This is a genomic window from Amycolatopsis sp. NBC_00438, assembly GCF_036026695.1.
GTDB lineage: Bacteria > Actinomycetota > Actinomycetes > Mycobacteriales > Pseudonocardiaceae > Amycolatopsis.
Window position 1 is genome coordinate 4,541,858 of record NZ_CP107923.1, and the last position, 18,937, is coordinate 4,560,794.

Genomic DNA, 18,937 nt, shown 5'->3' on the forward strand with positions numbered 1-18,937 from the left:
GGGGCGCGGCCGGCCCCTGCCAACGAGCCTCGGACGCGCGACCCTAGCCGCCGTCCTCGGGCAGGTCGGTCTCCGGCGGGTACACCGATGTGATGGCCAGTGCGCCCAGGCCGCGAGCGACCAGGTCCTGCCGGATCTGGTGGGTGGTGCAGCCGCCGTAGATCAGGTGGGTCAGCCGCATCGTCTCGGTGTCACGCATGGGCATGGCGATCATCGTGAGGACGCCGTCGCCGCACGAGTGGTGCTCGACCCGCTCGCCGTCGCCGGCGTACTCCGCCGCGATCATGGTCTCGTAATACCGGCGTCCCTTCTCCGACAGCGTCTCGTACAGCTCGTCGACGAGGGCCTTCACCTGCGGCGGGTGGTCCCGGTGATGGGTGATCAGGGTGCTCCGCCGCCAGCTTTCGTCGTCAGGTGCTCTCCAGGACACGCTCTCTCCTTCGTCTGTCGCGGTACGCGTGGCCGCCGGATGACAAGAAAACAGCCTGCGGCCCCCGGCGCCGGGTCGTTGTGCCATCGCCACGACGGACCTCCGCCTCTCGTACCGCACGGGCCGGTGCCGAACGATAGGGCGTGAACCCGAGGAGGCGACGTCATGTCGGTGTCGGAAATCAGTCCAGCGGTCCGTGGTGGCTTTCCGACGGGCCGGCGGGTGCGCGTGACCGGCGGACCGTATCGCGACGACCGCGGGAGCGTGGTGGACCGGGCGCCCGACCTGCGTCCCGGTTCCGTCTGGGTCGACCTGGTCACCGCCGGGGTCCACCTCGTCCCCGGCTACCGCCTCACCCCGCTCGAGGACGGCCCCGGAAGCGTGCCGGGCACGACACGAATCCGGTGACAGCCCGGGCTGTCCGGCTTCACCGACAGCCGCGATACCCGGTGCCGCGGGAACGTCTCGGCGGCTGTTTCGTTTCCCATGACCACCTCAGCGGATCTTCTCGGGATTTCCTCGAGCGTCCGCGGCAGCCGCGCTGGACGGCTACGCCGACGCCGGAACCGGGCCGCCGTTGGCCGGCGTCTCCTGCCGGGGCACGGCCGGCGCGGGCGCGGTCACCACCGCGTCCGGCTGAGCCGGAACCACCGCGGTGGCCGACGCGGCCTCACGGGCGAGGAACGAGCCGAGCTCGCCGATGGTGCTCATCAGCGGAGCGGGGAACACCACAGTCGTGTTCTTGTCCACACCGATCTCCACCAGGCTCTGCAGGTTCCGCAACTGCAACGCCAACGGGTGCGCCATCATCGTGTCGGACGCGTCACCCAACGCCGCCGCGGCCTGCGACTCGCCTTCGGCGTTGATGATCTTGGCCCGCTTCTCCCGCTCGGCTTCGGCCTGCCTCGCCATCGCCCGCTTCATCGACTCCGGCAGCTGGATGTCCTTCAGCTCCACCAACGTGACCTCCACACCCCACTCGGCCGTGGTGACATCGAGGATCTGGCGGATGTCGGTGTTGATGGCGTCCGTCTCGGACAGCGTCTCGTCCAGCGTGTGCTGGCCGACGACCTTCCGCAGCGTCGTCTGCGCGATCTGGTCGATCGCGGAGTACACGTTCTCGATGGCCACGACCGACTTCGTCGCGTCCACCACCCGGAAGTACGCCACCGCCGACACGTCCACGCTCACGTTGTCGCGCGTGATGATGCCCTGCGACTGGATCGGCATCGTCACGATCCGCAGCGACACCTGCCGCAGCACGTCCACGATCGGGATGATCAGCCGCAACCCCGGCTCGCGCACCCCGATCACCCGGCCCAGCCGGAACAGCACACCCTTCTCGTACTGCTTCACGATCCTGACCGCCAAGGCCAGCACGAGCAGTACGGCCACGACGATCGCGGCGATGATCCAGCCATTCATGACGAATGTCCCGTCTCTGGGTAACCCGGCCGCCGAAAGTCTTCCGACGGCTCCTGACGTGTCCGCGCCGCGGGCCGCACCACGTCCGTCCGGCTCACCAGCCGAGAATTCACCTGGTGGCCCGATGACACCGCCGTCGACCGGCACCGGTCGGCGCACCCGCGGTGCACCGGCCCGAGCAGGGTCTTGGCTCGGCCGATCAAAGCCCGGTGACGACGTGCCGGCGGGGGCCGGCGTGCTCGTCCCGGAGTCCAGGCGGACGGCCGCCGTCCGGCGGCCATGATCCAAGTCAAGCGTCCAGGCCGCGGCACAGCTACGGCCGGAAGTCACCGTTGCCCAGGACCTCAGGCCCTCGGACCGAGGCCCGGGCGTTCCGTTGCGTTTCCCACCTCCTACCGGGTGAACGGCCACTGCTTCCCGTCGACACCACGCTCAAGGGCGTAGACCCGCCACCGCGACGGGGCTACCGTCGAGGGACCTTCACCACGGCACCTGACCTCCCGGTCACCGGCTGGTCATCCCACCACGTCGCCCCGGACCCCGGCGCTCCAGCGATCCCCGCACACGGAGGACGGCGACCATGCCCGGGCCCGGCGACAACTCCGCCTCGACGACGATCGGCACGCCCGGCGGCACACCGGCGCCGGGCCCCCGCTGCGAACACTGCGGAAACCCCTGCCGCGCCGCGAACGCCCACGGCGCGCTGGTCGCCGATTCTTCGGCCGTCGACCCGGTGGACCGCTCCCAGGACGGCCGGAGATACGTCGTCGCGTGCGGCGCCGGGCACCTGAAATCGTTGGTCGACAAGGCCCGGGCGGCGTGGACCACCGAAGAACTCTGGTTCGGGCAGCTGTGCCGGGCGAGCCGCCAGCACGGTATGAGGGACGCGGAGGTCCGTGAAATCGGGCTTCGCGCACGGCTGTCCGCGGCGGACGTCCGGTCGGCGCTCGCCTGGAACGCCACCCAGGACCAGCCGACGCTGGTCCTGCCCGGCGGTCAGATCGTGCCGCTGCTGCCCATCCAGCCCGCCGACCGCCCGCGGAAGCGATCACCGGGTACCCGGGGGTCTCCTTCCCCGCCGGTGGCGACCACCGTCAAGTGGACGAGCCCGCGGCCCGAGACTCCGGTTCCCGACCGGTAGTGGGTGCTGCAGCGGGGACAAACCGCCTCGGCAGTCATCGACCAGCCGCTACGACTCCGCAGCTGCGGTGCGGCGCGGCACCGGTGCGAACTGATCGCTCTCGGTTCCAGCCCTGTTCCTGCTACGGACGGGCCACTCCGACGACGGGGGGAAGCTCCTTGTCATCGCGCCGTGGCAGGGGAACAGTCCAGGTCAAGTGGGTGGCGCCGTCCGCGCCTGTGCTGTGCCCGAGCGTGCCGGCCCCGGACCGGCACCCGCTCGGCGCCGATTCGGCCGCACCCATCGCCGGGCCGTTGTCGATGACCTCGAGGCTGAGCAGTTCGGACAGGACGCTGATCCGGATCTCGACGGCGGTGACGCCCGCCTCCCGGATGATCACGGACAGCGCCTCCTCGACGATCGCCACCGCGTCGTCGATGATGCCGATCGGGACTGCCGCCAGGTTCCCGGTGAAGCTGGTCTCCACCGGGAACCCGAGCACCGAAGCCGCCTCGTCGATCACCGTCAGGAGCCGCTCCCCCAGGTTCTCCGTTTCCCGCGAGCGGGGGTCGAAGTCGTAGACCGTGGCCTGGATCCGCCCGACCGTGTCGTCGAGGACGGCGATGTAGGACTTGAGCCGCTCGCGCACCGCCGGGCGGGTACTCGCGCTCGCCAGGCCCTGCAGCCCGGTCGCGACAGCGTGGAGTTTCCCGCTCACGTGCTCGTTGAGCGAGGACCCGATCCGGTCGTGCTCGTCGACGATCCGCAGCGCCTGCTTCTCGGTCCGGGCCCGCTGCAGTTCGATCGCGACCCCGGCGTGGCTGGCGAACCCGGCGAGATGCCCCATGTCCGCGTCGGTGAAGCCACGCCGCCCGGCCACCCGCCCCACGCTCAGCGCGCCGATGGCCTGGTCGCCGGCCGACAGCGGAACCACGACGACGGACCCGATCGGCACGGGAAGCTCGGCGAAGCCGGCGGCGGCGTAGTCGTCGATCAGGCTGCACACCCCGGACCGCACGACCTGCCCGGCGAGACTGCCGTCCAGGTCCGCCACGGTGCCGAGCACGTGCTCGGCCAGCACCCCGATCGCCGCGGTGACTTCCAGCCGCCCGGACTCCGCGAGCAGCGCCAGCGTCGCGAAATCGGCGGACGCGCCCTCCTGGGCGTGCCGCAGCACCAGGTCGAGCGGCTGGGCGTCGTCCCCGGCGAACAGCCGCTGGGTGATGTCCGTGGACGCGGTCAGCCACCGGCGGCGCTGCTCGGACTCGTCGAACCGGCGCGCGTTGTCGATCGCCACCCCCGCCGTCGCCGCCAGCGCCACCACCAGCTGCTCGTCCTCTTCGCTGAACTCCCCGTTCACGCTGCCGGTGAGGTAGAGGTTGCCGAAGATCCGATCGCGGATCCGGACCGGCACCCCGAGGAAACTGTCCATCGGCGGGTGGCCCGGCGGGAAACCCGCCGCGTCGGGATGGCTGTTCAGATCGGCCAGCCGGATCGGCTCCGGCCGGCGGGTCAGCAGCCCCAGGATCCCCCGGCCCCGCGGCAGTTCACCGATGCGCTCGATCAGCCCGGCGTCCATCCCGATGTGCACGAACTCGTCCAGCAGCCCGTGCTCGCCGAGCACGCCCAAGGCCGCGTAACGGGACTCGACCAGGTCTCGGGCCGCGGTCACGATGTGCTGGAGCACGACCTGCAGGCTCAGATCACTGGCGACCATGGCGTGGGCGCGCAGCAACGCCCGCAGCCGTCCCTGGGTCCCGAGCACGTCCTGCGCGCGGGCGGCGACGTCGCCGAGGAGCTTCTCCAGCTCCAGCCGCGGCAGCTCCGGGAACGGCAGCGTCAGCGGGCCGAAGTCGTCCAGCCGCTGGGAGTCTCGTGCACCAGTGGCGAGAATCTCGCTCATGCCTGCTCGCATCCCGTCGACGATCTCGCGTCAGCAGGGTCCGGACCGACGTCACCAGCACCGATGTGGCCGGTCGACCGGCCGCGGCTTCAACCTACGCCGTTGCGCTGGGCGAGGGAACGCGACTGTGACGTCGGCGTTTGCCGGGTCGGTACGCCTGCGTGGGCCTCTCGGACGACGAGCGCGGTCACGCCGAGTGCGGCGATCACCAGGCCGATGCCCGAGAGCCACCACCAGCCGGGCCGGACCCGGTCGCCGAGCAGGACGGCGGCTCGGTCCTCGCGGTCCGTGCGCTGCTGCTGCGGCCGGGAGCGGCGAAGCCGAACGCGATCGCGACATCCCCGGTCACCTCCGCACCGGGCCCGGTGCCGCCGACCGGGTGTTCTTTCCGGCGTGCCGCCACGGTGGGCCTGGCTCACCGTGGCGGCAAGGAACGTGCGCCCTTCGACCAAGGGACCGAAGACCCCGGATAACCGGCGCCGGAAGGGATACAATCGTGCGGACGTTCCGCTGATTCCGGCGCCCGAGACCCTGGTGCGTTTTCCCTTGCCCTCTCGGTGTGCCGTGTGCCGGCCGCCGTATCGGATGCACTCCCGAAGGCCGAGGCACCATGATGCCCCCACGTCCCGCGCGAACCGCGCTGCTCGTCTTCTGCTTCGTGTTCGGCGCGATCGGAGTGGCGACGTCTCCGGCGGCGGCGTTGATCTGCTGGTGCCTGCTGGGGTTGCTGGTCGGCGTCTGCGGGTGGCTCGGTGCCGGCGAGCTGCCCGCCGGCGTGCTCGCCGGACCGGCCCCTTCCGGCATGCGGTGTGCCGCGGTGGCCGCCGGCGCCACCGTCACGATCTGCCTCACGATCGAAGGGCTCGTGACCGTCGTCGGCGCGGCAGCGGCAACGGCCGTGGTGTTCGGCGTCGTGGTGACGTGGGCGTACTGGCGGGCCCGGCTCGCGTCCGCTGCTCGCCGGGCACCCGTTCGCACGATCCGGCGATCCGCACCGGTGCCGGCGCTGCCGGCCGCGGCGAGCATGTCCACCGCGGAGCTGTGCGTGGCGTGGCAGCGCAGCTACGTCGCGCTGCAGAAGGCCGACGAGGCGGCCACCTGGCACGAAGTGGTGCGCCGGCGGCAGGAATACCTCGACGAGCTCGAACACCGCAATCGCGACGGCTTCGCCCGCTGGCTGGCCAGCGGCGCCCGCGCGGGCGGGGACCCGCAGCGCTACCTGACCGCCGGCGGCTGAGCCCCCGGTCCGGTCCTTCGGCCCGCGGGCTGTGGACCTAAGACCCCTGGCACCGCCCCGACCGGCGTGGATGCTCGACGCAGGATCACGACCGGCAGATCGGACGATCGATGGCACCGCAGGAACCCACCGGGATGTCCACATCGGACGGCCCGGCCCCGGCCGCCGGTCGCAAGCCGTGAAAAGCGCACCGACGGCGCCGAATCCCGCTCGCGCGGCCCCCCACGACCTCGAGATAGGTGCCGCGGGAGCGCTGACGGCCGAGGGAGTGCTGCACGAACTCGGCGTCACCCTCGACGGGCTCACCACCGCGGAGGTCGCCGGACGGTCGGCGCGGTACGGGCCGAACGCGGTGTCGTCCCACCGGGCACGGCTGGTCCCGGTGCTGTGGCACCAGCTGCGCTCTCCCTTGCTGGTGCTGCTGATGGTCGCCGCCGTCGCGTCCTCCTTCGTCGGCGAACGCGGCGACGCGGTCATCATCGGGGTGATCGTCGCGGTCTCGGTCGGGCTCGGGTTCGTCAACGAGTACCGCGCGGAGAAGGCCGCGGAAGCCCTGCATTCCCGGATCCGCCACGAGACCGTGGTGATCCGTGACGGTCACCCGCGCTCGACGGATGTCACCGAACTCGTGCCTGGCGACGTGGTCGAGCTGAAGCTGGGTGACGTCGTCCCGGCCGATCTGCGGCTGCTGGACGTCACCGGCCTGGAGTGCGACGAATCGGTGCTGACCGGGGAATCACTGCCGCAGGAGAAGGACACCGCGGCCGTCCCCGAGGGCGCCGCGCCGGCCGAGCTGTCCGGGTGCGCGCTGATGGGCACCGTCGTGCACGCGGGCAGCGCCACCGGCGTCGTGGTGTCGACCGGCGCCCGCACCGGGTTCGGGGCGATCGCGGCCGGGTTGAGCACCCACCAGCTCGACACGGAGTTCCAGGTCGGGCTGCGGAAGTTCTCGATGCTGCTGGTGTACGTCGCCGGCGCGCTGACGACGTCGATCTTCGCCGTGAACGTGGTGCTGCACAAGCCGATCCTCGACGCGCTGCTGTTCTCGCTCGCCATCGCCGTCGGCATCACCCCGCAGCTGCTCCCGGCCGTCGTGTCCACGAGCCTCGCCGCCGGGTCGCGGCGGATGAGCCGGCGCAAGGTGCTCGTCAAGCGGCTGGTGTGCATCGAGGACCTGGGCAACGTCGACGTGCTGTTCACCGACAAGACCGGCACCCTCACCCTCGGCCGCGTCGACTACATGCGGGCCGTCCCGGCGCCCGGCGGTGATCCCGACGACGTGCTCCGCCGGGGCCTGCTCTGCACCGAAACCACCGCCGCCGTCGGCGGCAACCCGCTGGACCGGGCGCTGTGGACGTCACCGGGCTCGGTGGCGCAACGAGCCGCGCTGGCCGGCCACACCACGCTGGGCGTGCTGCCCTTCGACCACGAGCGGCGGATGGTCTCCGTGGTCGTCCGCGACCCGGCGGGCCACACCGTCCTGGTCACCAAGGGCGCCCCGGAGACCGTGCTGGACCGCTGCACCGGCGTCCCGCCCGAGGCGCGCACCGCCTTGGCCGCCGAGTTCGCCGCGGGAAACCGGGTCGTCGCCGTGGCCACGCGGCCGTTCCCCGGCGGGCCGCCGGCGCCCGCGGACGAACAAGGCTTGACGCTGCTGGGTTTCCTGGTGTTCCTCGATCCTCCCAAGCACGACGCCGCGCGGTCCCTGCGGCGGCTGGGCGATCTCGGCATCGCGGTCAAGGTCGTCACCGGCGACAACCCCGCGGTCGCCGCCAAGGTGTGCCACGACCTCGGGCTCGGCGACGGCGCCGCGCTGACCGGCACCGAACTCGACGCCCTCGACGATGCCCGGCTCGCCGACGCGATCACGCGGACCACGGTGTTCGCCCGGGTGAGTCCGGAACACAAGGCCCGCATCGTGCGCGTCCAGCGGCAAAGCGGCGGCGGGGTGGCGTTCCTCGGCGACGGCGTCAACGACGCGCTCGCCCTGCACGCGGCGGACGTCGGCATCTCGGTGGACTCGGCCACCGACGTCGCCAAGGACGCCGCCGACGTGATCCTGCTCGAGAAGGACCTCGACGTGCTCGCCGACGGCGTCACCGAAGGGCGGCGGATCTTCGCCAACACCATCAAGTACGTGCTGATGGGCACCTCCAGCAACTTCGGCAACATGTTCTCGGCCGCGGGCGCGTCACTGTTCCTGACGTTCCTGCCGATGCTGCCTTCGCAGATCCTGCTCAACAACCTGCTCTACGACACCGGCCAGCTCACCATCCCCACCGACAACGTCGACGAGGAGCAGCTCCGCCGGCCGTCCCACTGGGACATCGGGTTCATCCGCCGGTTCATGATCTTCTTCGGCCCCTTGAGTTCGGTGTTCGACTTCGTCACCTTCGGCGTCATGCTGTGGGTGTTCCACTCCGGCCCGGACCAGTTCCGCTCCGGCTGGTTCGTCGAGTCCCTGGCCACCCAGACGCTGGTGATCTTCGCCATCCGCACCCGGCGGATCCCCTTCTTCCGCAGCCATCCGAGCCTGCCGCTGACCCTGGGCGCGCTCGGCGTCGTCACCGTCGGCGCGCTGCTGCCCGCGACACCTCTCGCGGCCGCGCTGGGGTTTTCGCCGCTGCCGGGTGGGTTCTTCGCCGCGCTGGCCGGGATGGTGCTGGGCTACCTCGCCCTGATCGAGGCGGGCAAGCGGATCTTCTACCGCACCGCGGGCGCGCCGCCGACCGGGCCGAGGCCCTACAGCCACCGCCGGCACCTGCGCCGCCGGGCCGCGTACTTCAGCACCGTCGAGCGGGCCGGGGCACCTCCGGAGCACGACACCGGCGGCCGGCCGACCACCGCGACCTGAACACCATCGGAAAAGGAGACCTGTCATGCGGTTGGGAGTCGCGGGTGCGCTCGTCGGTGGCGTGTACCGCAAAGGCGACGTCGAGCTGGACCGGGAAACCGGGCGGGTGAGCGCGGTCGGGGTCGCGGGCCCGGGCTCCGGGCTGGCCGTGCCCGGCCTGATCGACCTGCAGGTCAACGGGTTCGGCGGGGCCGACTTCCTCACCGCGGACGTCGACGGCTACCGGCACGCGGGTGCCGAGCTCGCCCGCACCGGCGTGGTGGCCTACCAGCCCACCTTGATCACCAGTGAACCCGGCCAGACCGTCACCGCGATCGCGACGGCGGACAAGGCCCGGTCGTGCCCTGGTGGCGCCCGGATCCTCGGTGTCCACCTGGAAGGGCCGTTCCTCTCGCCGCGGCGGTCCGGCACCCATCCGGCGGAGCTGCTGCGCGCCCCGGACGTCGAGCTGACCAAGCGGCTCCTGGCGGCCGGGCCCGTCACCCAGGTGACGCTGGCGGCCGAACTGCCCGGTGCACCGGAGCTGGTCTCCTTCCTGGTGCGAAGCGGAGTCCGCGTGTCCTGCGGGCACAGCGACGCGACGGCCGCCGAGGCGAACGCCGCGTTCGACCGGGGTGCCCGGCTGGTCACCCACCTCTTCGACGCCATGCGGCCCTTCACCCACCGCGACCCCGGCATCGTGGGCGCGGCGCTGACCCGCGACGACGTCGCCGTCGGGGTGATCGCCGATTTCAGCCACCTCTCCCCCGAAGCGATCCGCCTCGCCTTCCGCGCCGCGCGTGACCGGGTCGTCCTCGTCACCGACGACCTGGCCGCCGGCGGCTGCCCGGACGGGACCTACCGCATGGGCGCGGTCGAATTCACCGTCACCGGCGGTATCGCCCGTCGCGGGGACGGCACCCTGGCGGGCACGACGATCACGCTCATCGAGGCGATCCGCAACGCCTGTACCGCGGGGATCGGCTGGGAATCCGCGGTCAACGCGGCGACCAGCACGCCGGCCGGCCTCTTGCCCGGCGAGGACGTCGGCCTCCTGCGGCCGGGCGACCGGGCCGACGCGCTCGTCCTCGACGACTCGCTGAACGTCCACGACGTCCTCCAGCACGCCCACTCCGCCGACGGTTGAACCCGGCCCGCCAGTGGCCGGCCGTGGTCTGCCGCAAGCTCGGTACTGCTCACCCCGAGGTGAACCGGACCTGGCCCGACACAGGACGAGGAGACCACGGTGGGAAGCCACGGATCCCGCACACTCAGGACGAGTCCGACCGTCGGCGCGCTCCTGGCCACGGCCGTCTGCCGCCCGCGGACGGAGACCGCCGCCGCGGCGGGAGAACCGACCAGGTCAGCCGGGTGACCCTGCGCTCGCCGGCTGGACGGCCCGGCCGAGGGCCGCGGGGCATGATGGCGGCATGCCGCACCGTGTCCTGCTCGCCGACGACGACCGCGCCATCCGGGAGTCACTCGTGCGTGCCCTCGATCTCGAGGGCTACCACGTCACCGAGGTGACCGACGGCGTCAGCGCGCTGGCCACGGCCCGGAAAGACGACTTCGACGTGCTGATCCTCGACGTCATGATGCCCGGCGTCGACGGCCTCGGCGTCTGCCGCGTCCTGCGCGCCGAAGGCGGCCAGACGCCGATCCTCATGCTCACCGCGCGCGTCGAAACCGCCGACCGGGTCGCCGGGCTCGACGCCGGTGCCGACGACTACCTCCCCAAGCCCTTCGAGCTCGACGAACTGCTCGCCCGGCTGCGGGCGCTGCTGCGCCGCACCTCCGCCGACGCCGGGTCCGCTCCCCTGCGGACCCTGCGCCTCGGCGAACTCGCCGTCGACCCGGCGGCCCGGCGCGTCTGGTGGCGCAGCACCGAGATCACCCTGTCCAAGACCGAGTTCGACCTGCTGGAACTGCTGGTGCGCAACGCCGGGATCGTGCTCGACCGCACCACGATCTACCAGCGGATCTGGGGCTACGAATTCGGCTCCGAGTCCAAGAACCTCGCCGTCTACATCGGTTACCTGCGCCGCAAGCTCGACCAGGCCGGCGCGACCGAACTGATCCACACCGTCCGCGGCGTCGGCTATTCGGTGCGCCCGGCATGAACCTGCGCAGCAAGCTCGCGATCGCCTTCGCCGGCGTCGGTGCGGCGGCGGCGATCCTGGTCGGCGTCTTCAGCTACCAGGCCGCGTCGCAGCGGATCAGCGCCGAACTCGACCGCTCACTGCTGACGACGTCGGCCGAGGTCGCGGCCGGGGCGACGCAGGTGCTCGCGCCCAGCCCGGTCACCCGCGGACCCGATGACGACGACCACGACGAAGCCCAGCCCATGGTCGCCCAGTCGATCGCCCCGGACGGCACGATCCGGCCCGTCGGCGGCCGTCCCGTCCGGCTCGCCGTCGACGACGAAGACCGGGCCCTGGCCGCGACCGGCTCCTTCGGGGACCGCCGCTACGACGACTTCACCATCCCGCCGGACGACTACCGGGTCATCACGGTGGCCCTCGGCGGCGGCCGCGGGGCGCTCCAGCTCGGCATCGACGTCGACGAGTCCCGGCACGTGCTCGGCGAGTTGGCCGCCCGCATCACCGGCGTCAGCGCCCTCGTCCTCGCCGGTGCGGCGCTGGCCGGCTGGCTGCTGGCCCGGCAGATCACCCGCCGGCTGGTCCGGCTGACCCAGGCCACCGAGCAGGTCAGCGACGGCCGCCTCGCCGACGTCGCGGTCCCGGCCGGCGGGCGCGACGAGGTCGGGCGGCTCGCGACGTCGTTCGACCGGATGCTCGGCCGGCTCGCCGACGCCCGCGCCGACCAGGAACGCCTGGTCCAGGACGCCGCGCACGAGCTGCGGACCCCGCTGACCAGCCTGCGCACCAACGCCAGCGTCCTGCGCCGGTTCGCCGAGCTCGCCCCCGGCGACCGGGCCCGGCTGCTCGACGACGTCGACGGCGAGGCCCGCGAGCTGACCCACCTGATCGACGAGCTCGTCGAGCTGGCGACCCGTCGCTACGAGACCGAGGAGCCGGCGCCGGTCGAGCTGGGTGAGGTCGTCGAGCGCGCCACCGACCGGGTACGACGCCGTTCGGGCCGCGCCATCACGGTCGAGACCGACGCCACGGCGCTGACCGGCCAGGCCAAGGCGCTCGAACGCGCGGTGTCGAACCTGCTGGAGAACGCCGTGAAGTTCGCACCCGATGGAGTGATCGACGTCGTGGCCCGTGACGGCCGCGTGCAGGTGCTCGACCGCGGTCCCGGCATCGGCGACGACGCGGCGCGGGTGTTCGACCGGTTCCACCGGGCCGACGGCGCCCGCGGCCTGCCCGGCTCCGGGCTCGGGCTGGCCATCGTCCGCGAAATCGCGCTGGCCCACGGCGGCAGCGTGTTCGCCGAGCCCCGCCCCGGCGGCGGCGCCGTGGTCGGGTTCACCGTCGGAGCCGATCTTCTCTTACCGGATTCTCACCCTCGTCACGTCCACGGCTAACCGCGCGCCGGAAGGGTGGTCCGCAAGGATCACCACATCCAGGAGTGCCCGATGACCACCACCCTCGCCCCGCCCGGCAGCGCGCTCCGGCGCCCCGTCCGCGCGTGGTGGCGGGACGCCGCGGGCCTGGCCACCTGGCTGAGCGTCCTGTTCGTCGTCGCGCTGTGGGTGTCGGGCCGTGGCCTGCAGGATCTCGGCTCGGACTTCTTCACCTCGACCGGGCGCCTGACCGGCCTGGTGTCGGCCGACCTCCTGCTGCTGCAACTGCTGCTGATGGCCCGGATCCCGTGGGTGGAACGCAGCTACGGCCAGGACGAGCTGGCCCGCCGGCACCGGCTGATCGGGTTCACCTCGATCACGCTGCTGGCCGCGCACATCGTGCTGATCAGCCTCGGCTACGCCGCCACCGACCGGTCCGGTCTCCTCGGCGAGGTCTGGACGCTCGTGACCACCTACGCGGGCATGCTCCTGGCCACCGCGGGAACGCTCGCGTTGATCATGGTCGCGGTGACGTCGGTGCGCGCGGCCCGCCGCCGGCTGCGGTACGAGTCCTGGCACCTGCTGCACCTCTACGCCTACCTCGGCGCCGGCCTCGCGCTGCCGCACCAGCTGTGGACCGGCGCCGACTTCACCGCCTCCCCGGTGGCGACCGTGTTCTGGTGGACCGCCTACGCGACCGCCGCGGGCGCGGTGCTGGTGTTCCGGCTGGGGCTGCCGATCTGGCTCAACGTGCGCCACCACCTCGTCGTCGAGCAGGTCGTGCGGGAAGCTCCCGGCGTCGTCTCGGTGTACCTGCGCGGCCGCCGGCTCGACCGGCTTCCCGTGGTGGCCGGGCAGTTCTTCGTCTGGCGATTCCGGTCCGGCCCGGGCTGGACGCGCGGCAAGCCGTTCTCCCTCTCGGCCGTCCCGGACACCCACGGCAACCGGCTCCGGATCACCGCCAAGGACCTCGGACCGGGCAGCCGCAGACTGGCCCGGCTGCGGCCGGGCACCCGCGCCCTGTTCGAAGGCCCCTACGGCCGGCTCACCGGAACCGTCCGAAAAGGACCCAAGCTGGCGATGTTCGCCTCCGGCATCGGGATCACGCCGCTGCGAGCGCTGCTCGCCGAACTGCCCTACCTCCCCGGGGAAGCCGTGCTGTTCCTCCGCGCCGGCCGGCACGCGGACCTGCTGTTCCGGCGCGAGCTGGACGAGCTCGCCACGCGCCGCGGCCTCCGGATCCACTACCTGCTCGGCCGCCGGTCCCGCGACCGCGCGTCGTGGCTCCCCGAGAACTACGCCCCCGTACCCGACGAGCAGGTGCTGCGCCACCTCGTCCCCGACATCGCCGAGCACGACGTCTACGTCTGCGGCCCGGACGCCTGGACCGCGGCCGTGCTCGACACGGCACGTCGCGCGGGCGTCCCCGCCGACCGCGTCCACTCCGAACGATTCGGCTGGTAGGAAAGGACTTCCGATGCGCAGGATCGCCATCACCTTCGCCGCGACCGTCTCGGTCGTGGTGCTGCTGTTCAGCTACCGCACCAGCACCGATTCGACCCCGGTCGCCGTCGGCCGTCCCCTCGGCACCGGCACCCAGCCGACCCGCACCACGAGCCCCGCCACCCCGGCGCCGGCCGGGGGCGGCGGCACCTTCACCGGTGAGGCCGCCGACACCCGCTACGGCCCCGTCCAGGTGCAGATCACCGTGGCCGGCGGCAAGATCACCGACGCCCAGGCCGTCCAGTACCCCCAGGAAAGCGGCCGCGACGTCCGGATCAACTCCGCCGCCGTCCCGGAGCTGAACCAGGAGGCACTGCAGGCGCAGAGCGCGCAGATCGACACCGTCAGCGGCGCCACCTACACCTCCGAGGGCTACCAGCAGTCCCTGCAGTCCGCGATCGACGCGGCCCACGGGTGAGCGCCGCGCCCCGGCAACGCCGGTCCTGGACCCGGGCCGTCATGGGCACCCAGGTCAGCCTCCACCTGCGCGGCCACCGCGTCGACACCGACCCCGCCGTCGAACCGGCCGTCGCCGCGGTGTTCGGGCACCTGCGCACCGCCGACGAACTGTTCAGCACCTACCGGCCCGACAGCCAGGTCAGCGCCATCCGTCGCGACGAACTGCCCCGCGACCGGTGGCACCCGTGGGTCACCGAAGTCGTGGCGCTGTGCGAAGAAGCCCGCGAACGCACCGACGGCTACTTCGACCCGTGGCGCCTGCCCGGCGGCTTCGACCCCTCCGGGCTCGTGAAGGGCTGGGCCGTCGAGAACGCCGCGGCCCACCTGGCCCGGTTGTGCGGCTACGACCACTACCTCAACGCGGGCGGCGACATCGCCGCCCGCGTCCACACTGCCCGCGCCCCGGCGTGGCGCGTCGGCGTCGAAGACCCCGGCGACCCGGCCGCCTTCCTCGCCGTCCTCGACCTGCGCACCGGCGGCCTCGCGACATCGGGCACCGCCGCCCGCGGCGCGCACATCGTCGACCCGCACACCGGCCGCCACACCAGCAACCTCCTGTCGGTGACGGTCACCGGCCCGACGCTGCTGTGGGCCGACGTCTTCGCCACCGCGGCGTTCGCCCGTGGCGGCAACGTCACCCGCTGGATAACCGCGCTCGCCCCCGGCTACGAAGTCGCCGCCCTCGCCCGCGCCCCCTGAGCCCATCCCACCCCGAGCTCCCGCCACCCGCACTCCACAAAGGACACCATGACCACCGTCAACGGCCTGCCCGCCCACATCCTGCTCGTGCACGCCATCGTCGTCCTGCTGCCATTGGCCGCGCTCCTGCTGGTGCTGAGCGCGCTCTGGCCCGCGGCCCGCGCCAAACTGGCCGGCCCGAACGCGATCCTGGCCGTCCTCGTCGTGGTTCTCGTGCCGATCACCACCGACGCCGGGGAATGGCTCGAACGCCGGGTCGCCTCGACGCCCGCGGTGCGCACCCACACCGAACTCGGCGACACGGCCCTCTGGGTCGCGCTCCCCGTCGCGGTGCTCGCCGTCGTGGTGTGGTGGCGTCGGCGCGAAAGCCTCCAAGACCAAGCGGCCGACACGACGAGCGCCGGCTCGACGAGCGCCGGCTCGACCGCGGTCGCGACCCGCCGCCGGACCTTCCTCGCCCCGGCCTCGACCGCGGTGACCACGGTGCTCTCGGTCCTGTCGATCGCGGCCGCGGGAGCGACGTTCTACGACATCTACCGCATCGGCGACTCCGGCGCCCAGGCCAGCTGGCAGGGCCAGTTCAGCGCCACACCCACCCCCCGCGGCCCCGGTCACTGAGACGCCGGACGCCGGTACAGCCGGAAACGGTCCCGGCTGTACCGGCGTGGCGATGCCTCCGGACGCGTCGGCGAGGTCGTGCGGGTCCGCCGTCAGGACACGGTTTCCCCGGCGGTCCGCACGGCGGCTACCGCCGAAAACCGGCCGGTGACCCTGATCGCCGCCCGCATCGTGTCCAGTTCGGCGGCAAGGTGGTGCCCGGCGGCCGGTCGGCGTCTCGGCCACCGGCGCGTCCTCGCCGACCGGGCGACACAGCCGGCTACCCGGCCGCCGAGACCGCCATCCGGCCGAACCTCGCCGATGCCGCAGGGGCACCTCCTCCGGACACGGATTGATGGATTGATAGAGTCATCAATCCAGGAGGTGCCCATGCCCGCGAGGTCCCGGACGGCCGAGCCGCTCTACCGGATCAAGGCCGACCTGTTCAAGTGTCTCGCCCACCCGAACCGGATCCAGGTCCTGGAGGTGCTCGCCGCCGCCGGTGACGAGGGCGCATCGGTGACCCGGCTGCTCGAGGTCACCGGCTGCGAAGCCTCCCAGCTGTCCCAGCACCTCGCCGTCCTGCGCCGCACCGGGGTCGTCGTGTCCAGCCGCACCGGCAACGCCGTCGAATACTGGCTCGCGCAGCCTTTGGTGGCCGAACTCCTCGTGGTGGCACGGGCGTTCCTGCTGTCGAGTCTGCACCCCGGTTCGGACCGGCTGGCCGCCGCCCGCGAGCTGCCTCCGCTGCCCGGCGCGAGTCCCCAGGCCGTGCTCGACGCGATCGCGCCCAGGGTATGAGTGTCCTCGCGCCGGCCCGGGAGCTGCTCCCCGGCCGGGACGACTACGACTTCCGTACCCCGGTACTGCGGGCGGACCTGCTCGCCGGAGTCACCGTCGGCGTCGTGGCCCTGCCGCTGGCGCTGGCGTTCGGCGTCAGCTCGGGCGCCGGTCCCGCGGCCGGACTCGCCACCGCCGTCGTGGCCGGGATCGTGGCCGCGGTGTTCGGCGGGTCCCCGGTCCAGGTGTCCGGGCCGACCGGGGCGATGGCCGTCGTACTGGCACCGATCGTCGCCGTCCACGGCGCGTCCTCGGTGGCCGTTGTCGCCGTCCTCGCCGGGCTGGTCGTGCTCGTGGCCGGCATCGCCCGGCTCGGCCGGCTGGTCGCCTACCTTCCCTGGCCGGTCGTCGAAGGCTTCACGGTCGGGATCGCCTGCATCATCTTCCTGCAGCAAGTCCCTTCGTCCGTCGGTGCGACCGCGCCACCGGGCAAGAACCCGCTGCTGGCCGCGGTCGCCGCGGTCACGCACGCCGCGACCGGGGCCACCGCGGCCTGGTCGATAGCCGTTGTGGCCCTGGTCGCGGTGCTCATGCTCGGGCTGCCGAAGCTGCACCGCGGAACACCGGCGTCCCTGGTCGCGGTCACGGTGGCGACCGTCGCCGCCGAGATCCTGCACGCGCCCCTCCCCCGGATCGGCAGCCTGCCGAGCGTGCTGGCCCCCGCCCTGCCGTCGGTCACCCCCGGCGCGATCCGTGACCTCGCCGGAGCCGTCGTCGCGGTGGCCGCGCTGGCGGCGATCGAATCCCTGCTCTCCGCCCGAGTGGCCGTGACGATGACCCGCGGCGGGCCACCGGTCGGCCCGACCCGTCCGGACCGCGAGCTCGTCGGCCAGGGCATCGCTTCGATCGCCAGCGGCCTCTTCGGGGGCATGCCCGCCACCGGCGCGATCGCCCGCACCGCGGTCAACGTCCGCTCCGGCGCCCGGACCCGATTCTCGGCCATCACCCACGCCCTGGTCATCCTGGCGGTGATCTACGCCGCGACCGGGCTCGTGTCCCGGATCCCGCTGGCCGCGCTGGCCGGCGTGCTCATGGTCACCAGCTTCCGGATGGTGTCGCTCGCCACGATCCGCGAAGTCGTCCGCGCGAGCCGCGCCAGCGCGATCACCTTCGGCGCGACCGCCCTCGTGACCATCGCGGCCGACCTGATCCTCGCCGTCGAGATCGGCCTGCTCGTCGCCGCCTTCTTCGCCCTGCGGCACCTTGCCGGCGCCGCGCACGCCCAGCGCGAACCCGTACCGGGCCCCGCCACCGCCGGCGACGAGCACATCGCGGTGTTCCGGTTCGAAGGCGCCATGTTCTGGGGCGCGTCCGAACGTCTCCTCTCCGAAATCGCCGGCGCGGTCGCCGCCGACGACATCGACATCGTCGTCCTGCGCCTGTCCGGACTGCACACCCTCGACGCGACGGGCGCGAAAGCACTCGGCGACACCATCGAGGAACTCGAGGCCGGCGGGGTCACCGTCCTGGTCAAAGTCGTCCGGCACCACCACCGGCACCTGCTGAGCGCCACCGGCGCCCTCGGCAAGCTCCGCCACGGCAACCACGTCTTCACCACGCTCGAGGACGCGCTGACGCACGCCCGATCCCACGTGCGCCGCACGGATCGCGCTCAGTAGCTCCGCCACCGCGTGGCCGTGGCCTGCCCGTCAGGACACGAGCTGGCGCAGCGGCCCGTTGTCATCGGCGAAGGTGCGGGTGCTCATGGCCTGGACTCCGGCGCGGTGTTCGCCGTTGAACGGAGTGACCGTGCCGGGGCACCCTGCTTTGACAGCGTCTTCGGGCGAGTTGAACCAGAAGCCGACGTGGAAGGTGTGGATCGGGGCGAACGCGGGATTGCTCGCCGCGTCCGCCGGGTGGACCACTGGCGCCGGTGCGGTGTTCGGTGCCACCGCGAAGGTTTCGACGTTGAACCGGCCGACCACGGCGACCGACGCGGTGCCGTCGGCACCGGATTCCAGGTCGCTCTGGTACCACGACACGCCGAACGGCGCGTTCGGCACCTGGGTGATGAACAGGTCGAAGTCCGTGTCGGCCGGCAGACCGGTCGCGCGCAAGGTCATGGTTTCGTTCTGCCCGTGCGTCACCACCCGCACCTTGGCTGCGGCCGCCGCGAGGCAGTTGGCGTTGGCGGCCACGCCGGAGCGGACCATCGCGAAACTGATGCTGCTGTCCGCGGCGTCCGCCTGGGTGGTGACCAACGCTCCGGTGCCGAGCACGGTCACCGCGCCGACGGCCGTGGCCGCGAGGGGAATTCTCCGGAATTTCACGGTTGTCCTCCGAATCGTGGGTTACTTGCTGTGTCGCTCTCCCCGGTGACGGTGCCGGCCGCCGTCGACAATCCGTCGACAGTGCGGGATCCGGCCAAGTCCGCCCCGGCCGTCGAGACGTCCGAAAATCACCGTCTTCGAAACCGGAA

At 72.4% G+C, this 18,937-nt stretch carries 17 protein-coding genes; 13 read left to right on the plus strand and 4 right to left on the minus strand.

Features of this window, described 5'->3' with window-relative positions; genetic code table 11:
• Positions 1-43: 43 nt before the first annotated feature.
• Positions 44-430 carry a hypothetical protein gene (locus OG494_RS20055; protein WP_328457904.1) on the minus strand — a complete coding sequence of 129 codons (387 nt, stop codon included), beginning with the start codon at positions 428-430 and terminating at the stop codon, positions 44-46.
• Positions 431-595: 165 nt separating this feature from the next.
• Here OG494_RS20055 and OG494_RS20060 point away from each other — a divergent pair, with 165 nt between their 5' ends.
• Positions 596-838: a hypothetical protein gene (locus OG494_RS20060; protein ID WP_328457905.1), complete on the plus strand. Its 243-nt coding sequence runs from the start codon at positions 596-598 to the stop codon at positions 836-838.
• Between the two features lie 141 nt (positions 839-979).
• Here OG494_RS20060 and OG494_RS20065 read toward each other — a convergent pair whose 3' ends face one another.
• A complete protein-coding gene (locus OG494_RS20065; RefSeq protein WP_328457907.1) occupies positions 980-1,855 on the minus strand; it encodes a slipin family protein in 876 nt (291 codons plus the stop codon).
• A gap of 580 nt (positions 1,856-2,435) precedes the next feature.
• Between OG494_RS20065 and OG494_RS20070 the strand changes: the two genes are divergently transcribed.
• On the plus strand, positions 2,436-2,996 hold the full coding sequence (locus tag OG494_RS20070; protein WP_328457909.1) for a hypothetical protein: 561 nt from the start codon (positions 2,436-2,438) through the stop codon (positions 2,994-2,996).
• 121 nt (positions 2,997-3,117) lie between these two features.
• Here the strand turns inward: OG494_RS20070 and OG494_RS20075 are convergent, their stop codons facing one another.
• Positions 3,118-4,878, minus strand: coding sequence for a sensor histidine kinase (locus tag OG494_RS20075; RefSeq protein ID WP_328457911.1), 1,761 nt, complete (start codon positions 4,876-4,878; stop codon positions 3,118-3,120).
• 610 nt (positions 4,879-5,488) lie between these two features.
• Here OG494_RS20075 and OG494_RS20080 point away from each other — a divergent pair.
• The 11 genes from OG494_RS20080 (at position 5,489) to OG494_RS20130 (ending at position 18,137) form a co-directional block, all read left to right on the plus strand.
• Positions 5,489-6,115: a hypothetical protein gene (locus tag OG494_RS20080; protein ID WP_328457913.1), complete on the plus strand. Its 627-nt coding sequence runs from the start codon at positions 5,489-5,491 to the stop codon at positions 6,113-6,115.
• A gap of 178 nt (positions 6,116-6,293) precedes the next feature.
• Positions 6,294-8,969, plus strand: coding sequence for a magnesium-translocating P-type ATPase (mgtA, locus tag OG494_RS20085; protein WP_328457915.1), 2,676 nt, complete (start codon positions 6,294-6,296; stop codon positions 8,967-8,969).
• Positions 8,970-8,994: 25 nt separating this feature from the next.
• Positions 8,995-10,095 carry an N-acetylglucosamine-6-phosphate deacetylase gene (gene nagA / locus OG494_RS20090; RefSeq protein ID WP_328457917.1) on the plus strand — a complete coding sequence of 367 codons (1,101 nt, stop codon included), beginning with the start codon at positions 8,995-8,997 and terminating at the stop codon, positions 10,093-10,095.
• 283 nt (positions 10,096-10,378) lie between these two features.
• Positions 10,379-11,068, plus strand: coding sequence for a response regulator transcription factor (locus OG494_RS20095; protein WP_328457919.1), 690 nt, complete (start codon positions 10,379-10,381; stop codon positions 11,066-11,068).
• Positions 11,065-12,441, plus strand: a complete 1,377-nt coding sequence (locus OG494_RS20100; RefSeq protein ID WP_328457921.1) for a HAMP domain-containing sensor histidine kinase — start codon at positions 11,065-11,067, stop codon at positions 12,439-12,441. The genes OG494_RS20095 and OG494_RS20100 overlap by 4 nt, the downstream gene beginning before the upstream one ends.
• A 51-nt stretch (positions 12,442-12,492) precedes the next feature.
• Complete coding sequence (locus OG494_RS20105) at positions 12,493-13,884, plus strand: ferredoxin reductase family protein (RefSeq protein WP_328457923.1); 1,392 nt, start codon at positions 12,493-12,495, stop codon at positions 13,882-13,884.
• Positions 13,885-13,897: 13 nt separating this feature from the next.
• Entirely contained in the window at positions 13,898-14,341 is a 444-nt protein-coding gene (locus OG494_RS20110) for an FMN-binding protein (RefSeq protein ID WP_328457925.1), read from the plus strand.
• A 41-nt stretch (positions 14,342-14,382) separates the two neighbouring features.
• Positions 14,383-15,081, plus strand: coding sequence for an FAD:protein FMN transferase (locus tag OG494_RS20115; protein ID WP_328457927.1), 699 nt, complete (start codon positions 14,383-14,385; stop codon positions 15,079-15,081).
• Between the two features lie 48 nt (positions 15,082-15,129).
• Positions 15,130-15,699, plus strand: coding sequence for a hypothetical protein (locus tag OG494_RS20120; protein WP_328457929.1), 570 nt, complete (start codon positions 15,130-15,132; stop codon positions 15,697-15,699).
• A 369-nt stretch (positions 15,700-16,068) separates the two neighbouring features.
• Complete coding sequence (locus OG494_RS20125) at positions 16,069-16,479, plus strand: ArsR/SmtB family transcription factor (RefSeq protein ID WP_328457931.1); 411 nt, start codon at positions 16,069-16,071, stop codon at positions 16,477-16,479.
• Complete coding sequence (locus OG494_RS20130) at positions 16,476-18,137, plus strand: SulP family inorganic anion transporter (protein WP_328457933.1); 1,662 nt, start codon at positions 16,476-16,478, stop codon at positions 18,135-18,137. Before OG494_RS20125 ends, OG494_RS20130 begins: the two co-directional genes overlap by 4 nt.
• 30 nt (positions 18,138-18,167) lie before the next feature.
• On the opposite strand, the gene OG494_RS20135 is transcribed toward OG494_RS20130, so the two are convergent.
• On the minus strand, positions 18,168-18,788 hold the full coding sequence (locus tag OG494_RS20135) for a hypothetical protein (RefSeq protein ID WP_328457935.1): 621 nt from the start codon (positions 18,786-18,788) through the stop codon (positions 18,168-18,170).
• Between the last annotated feature and the right edge of the window lie 149 nt (positions 18,789-18,937).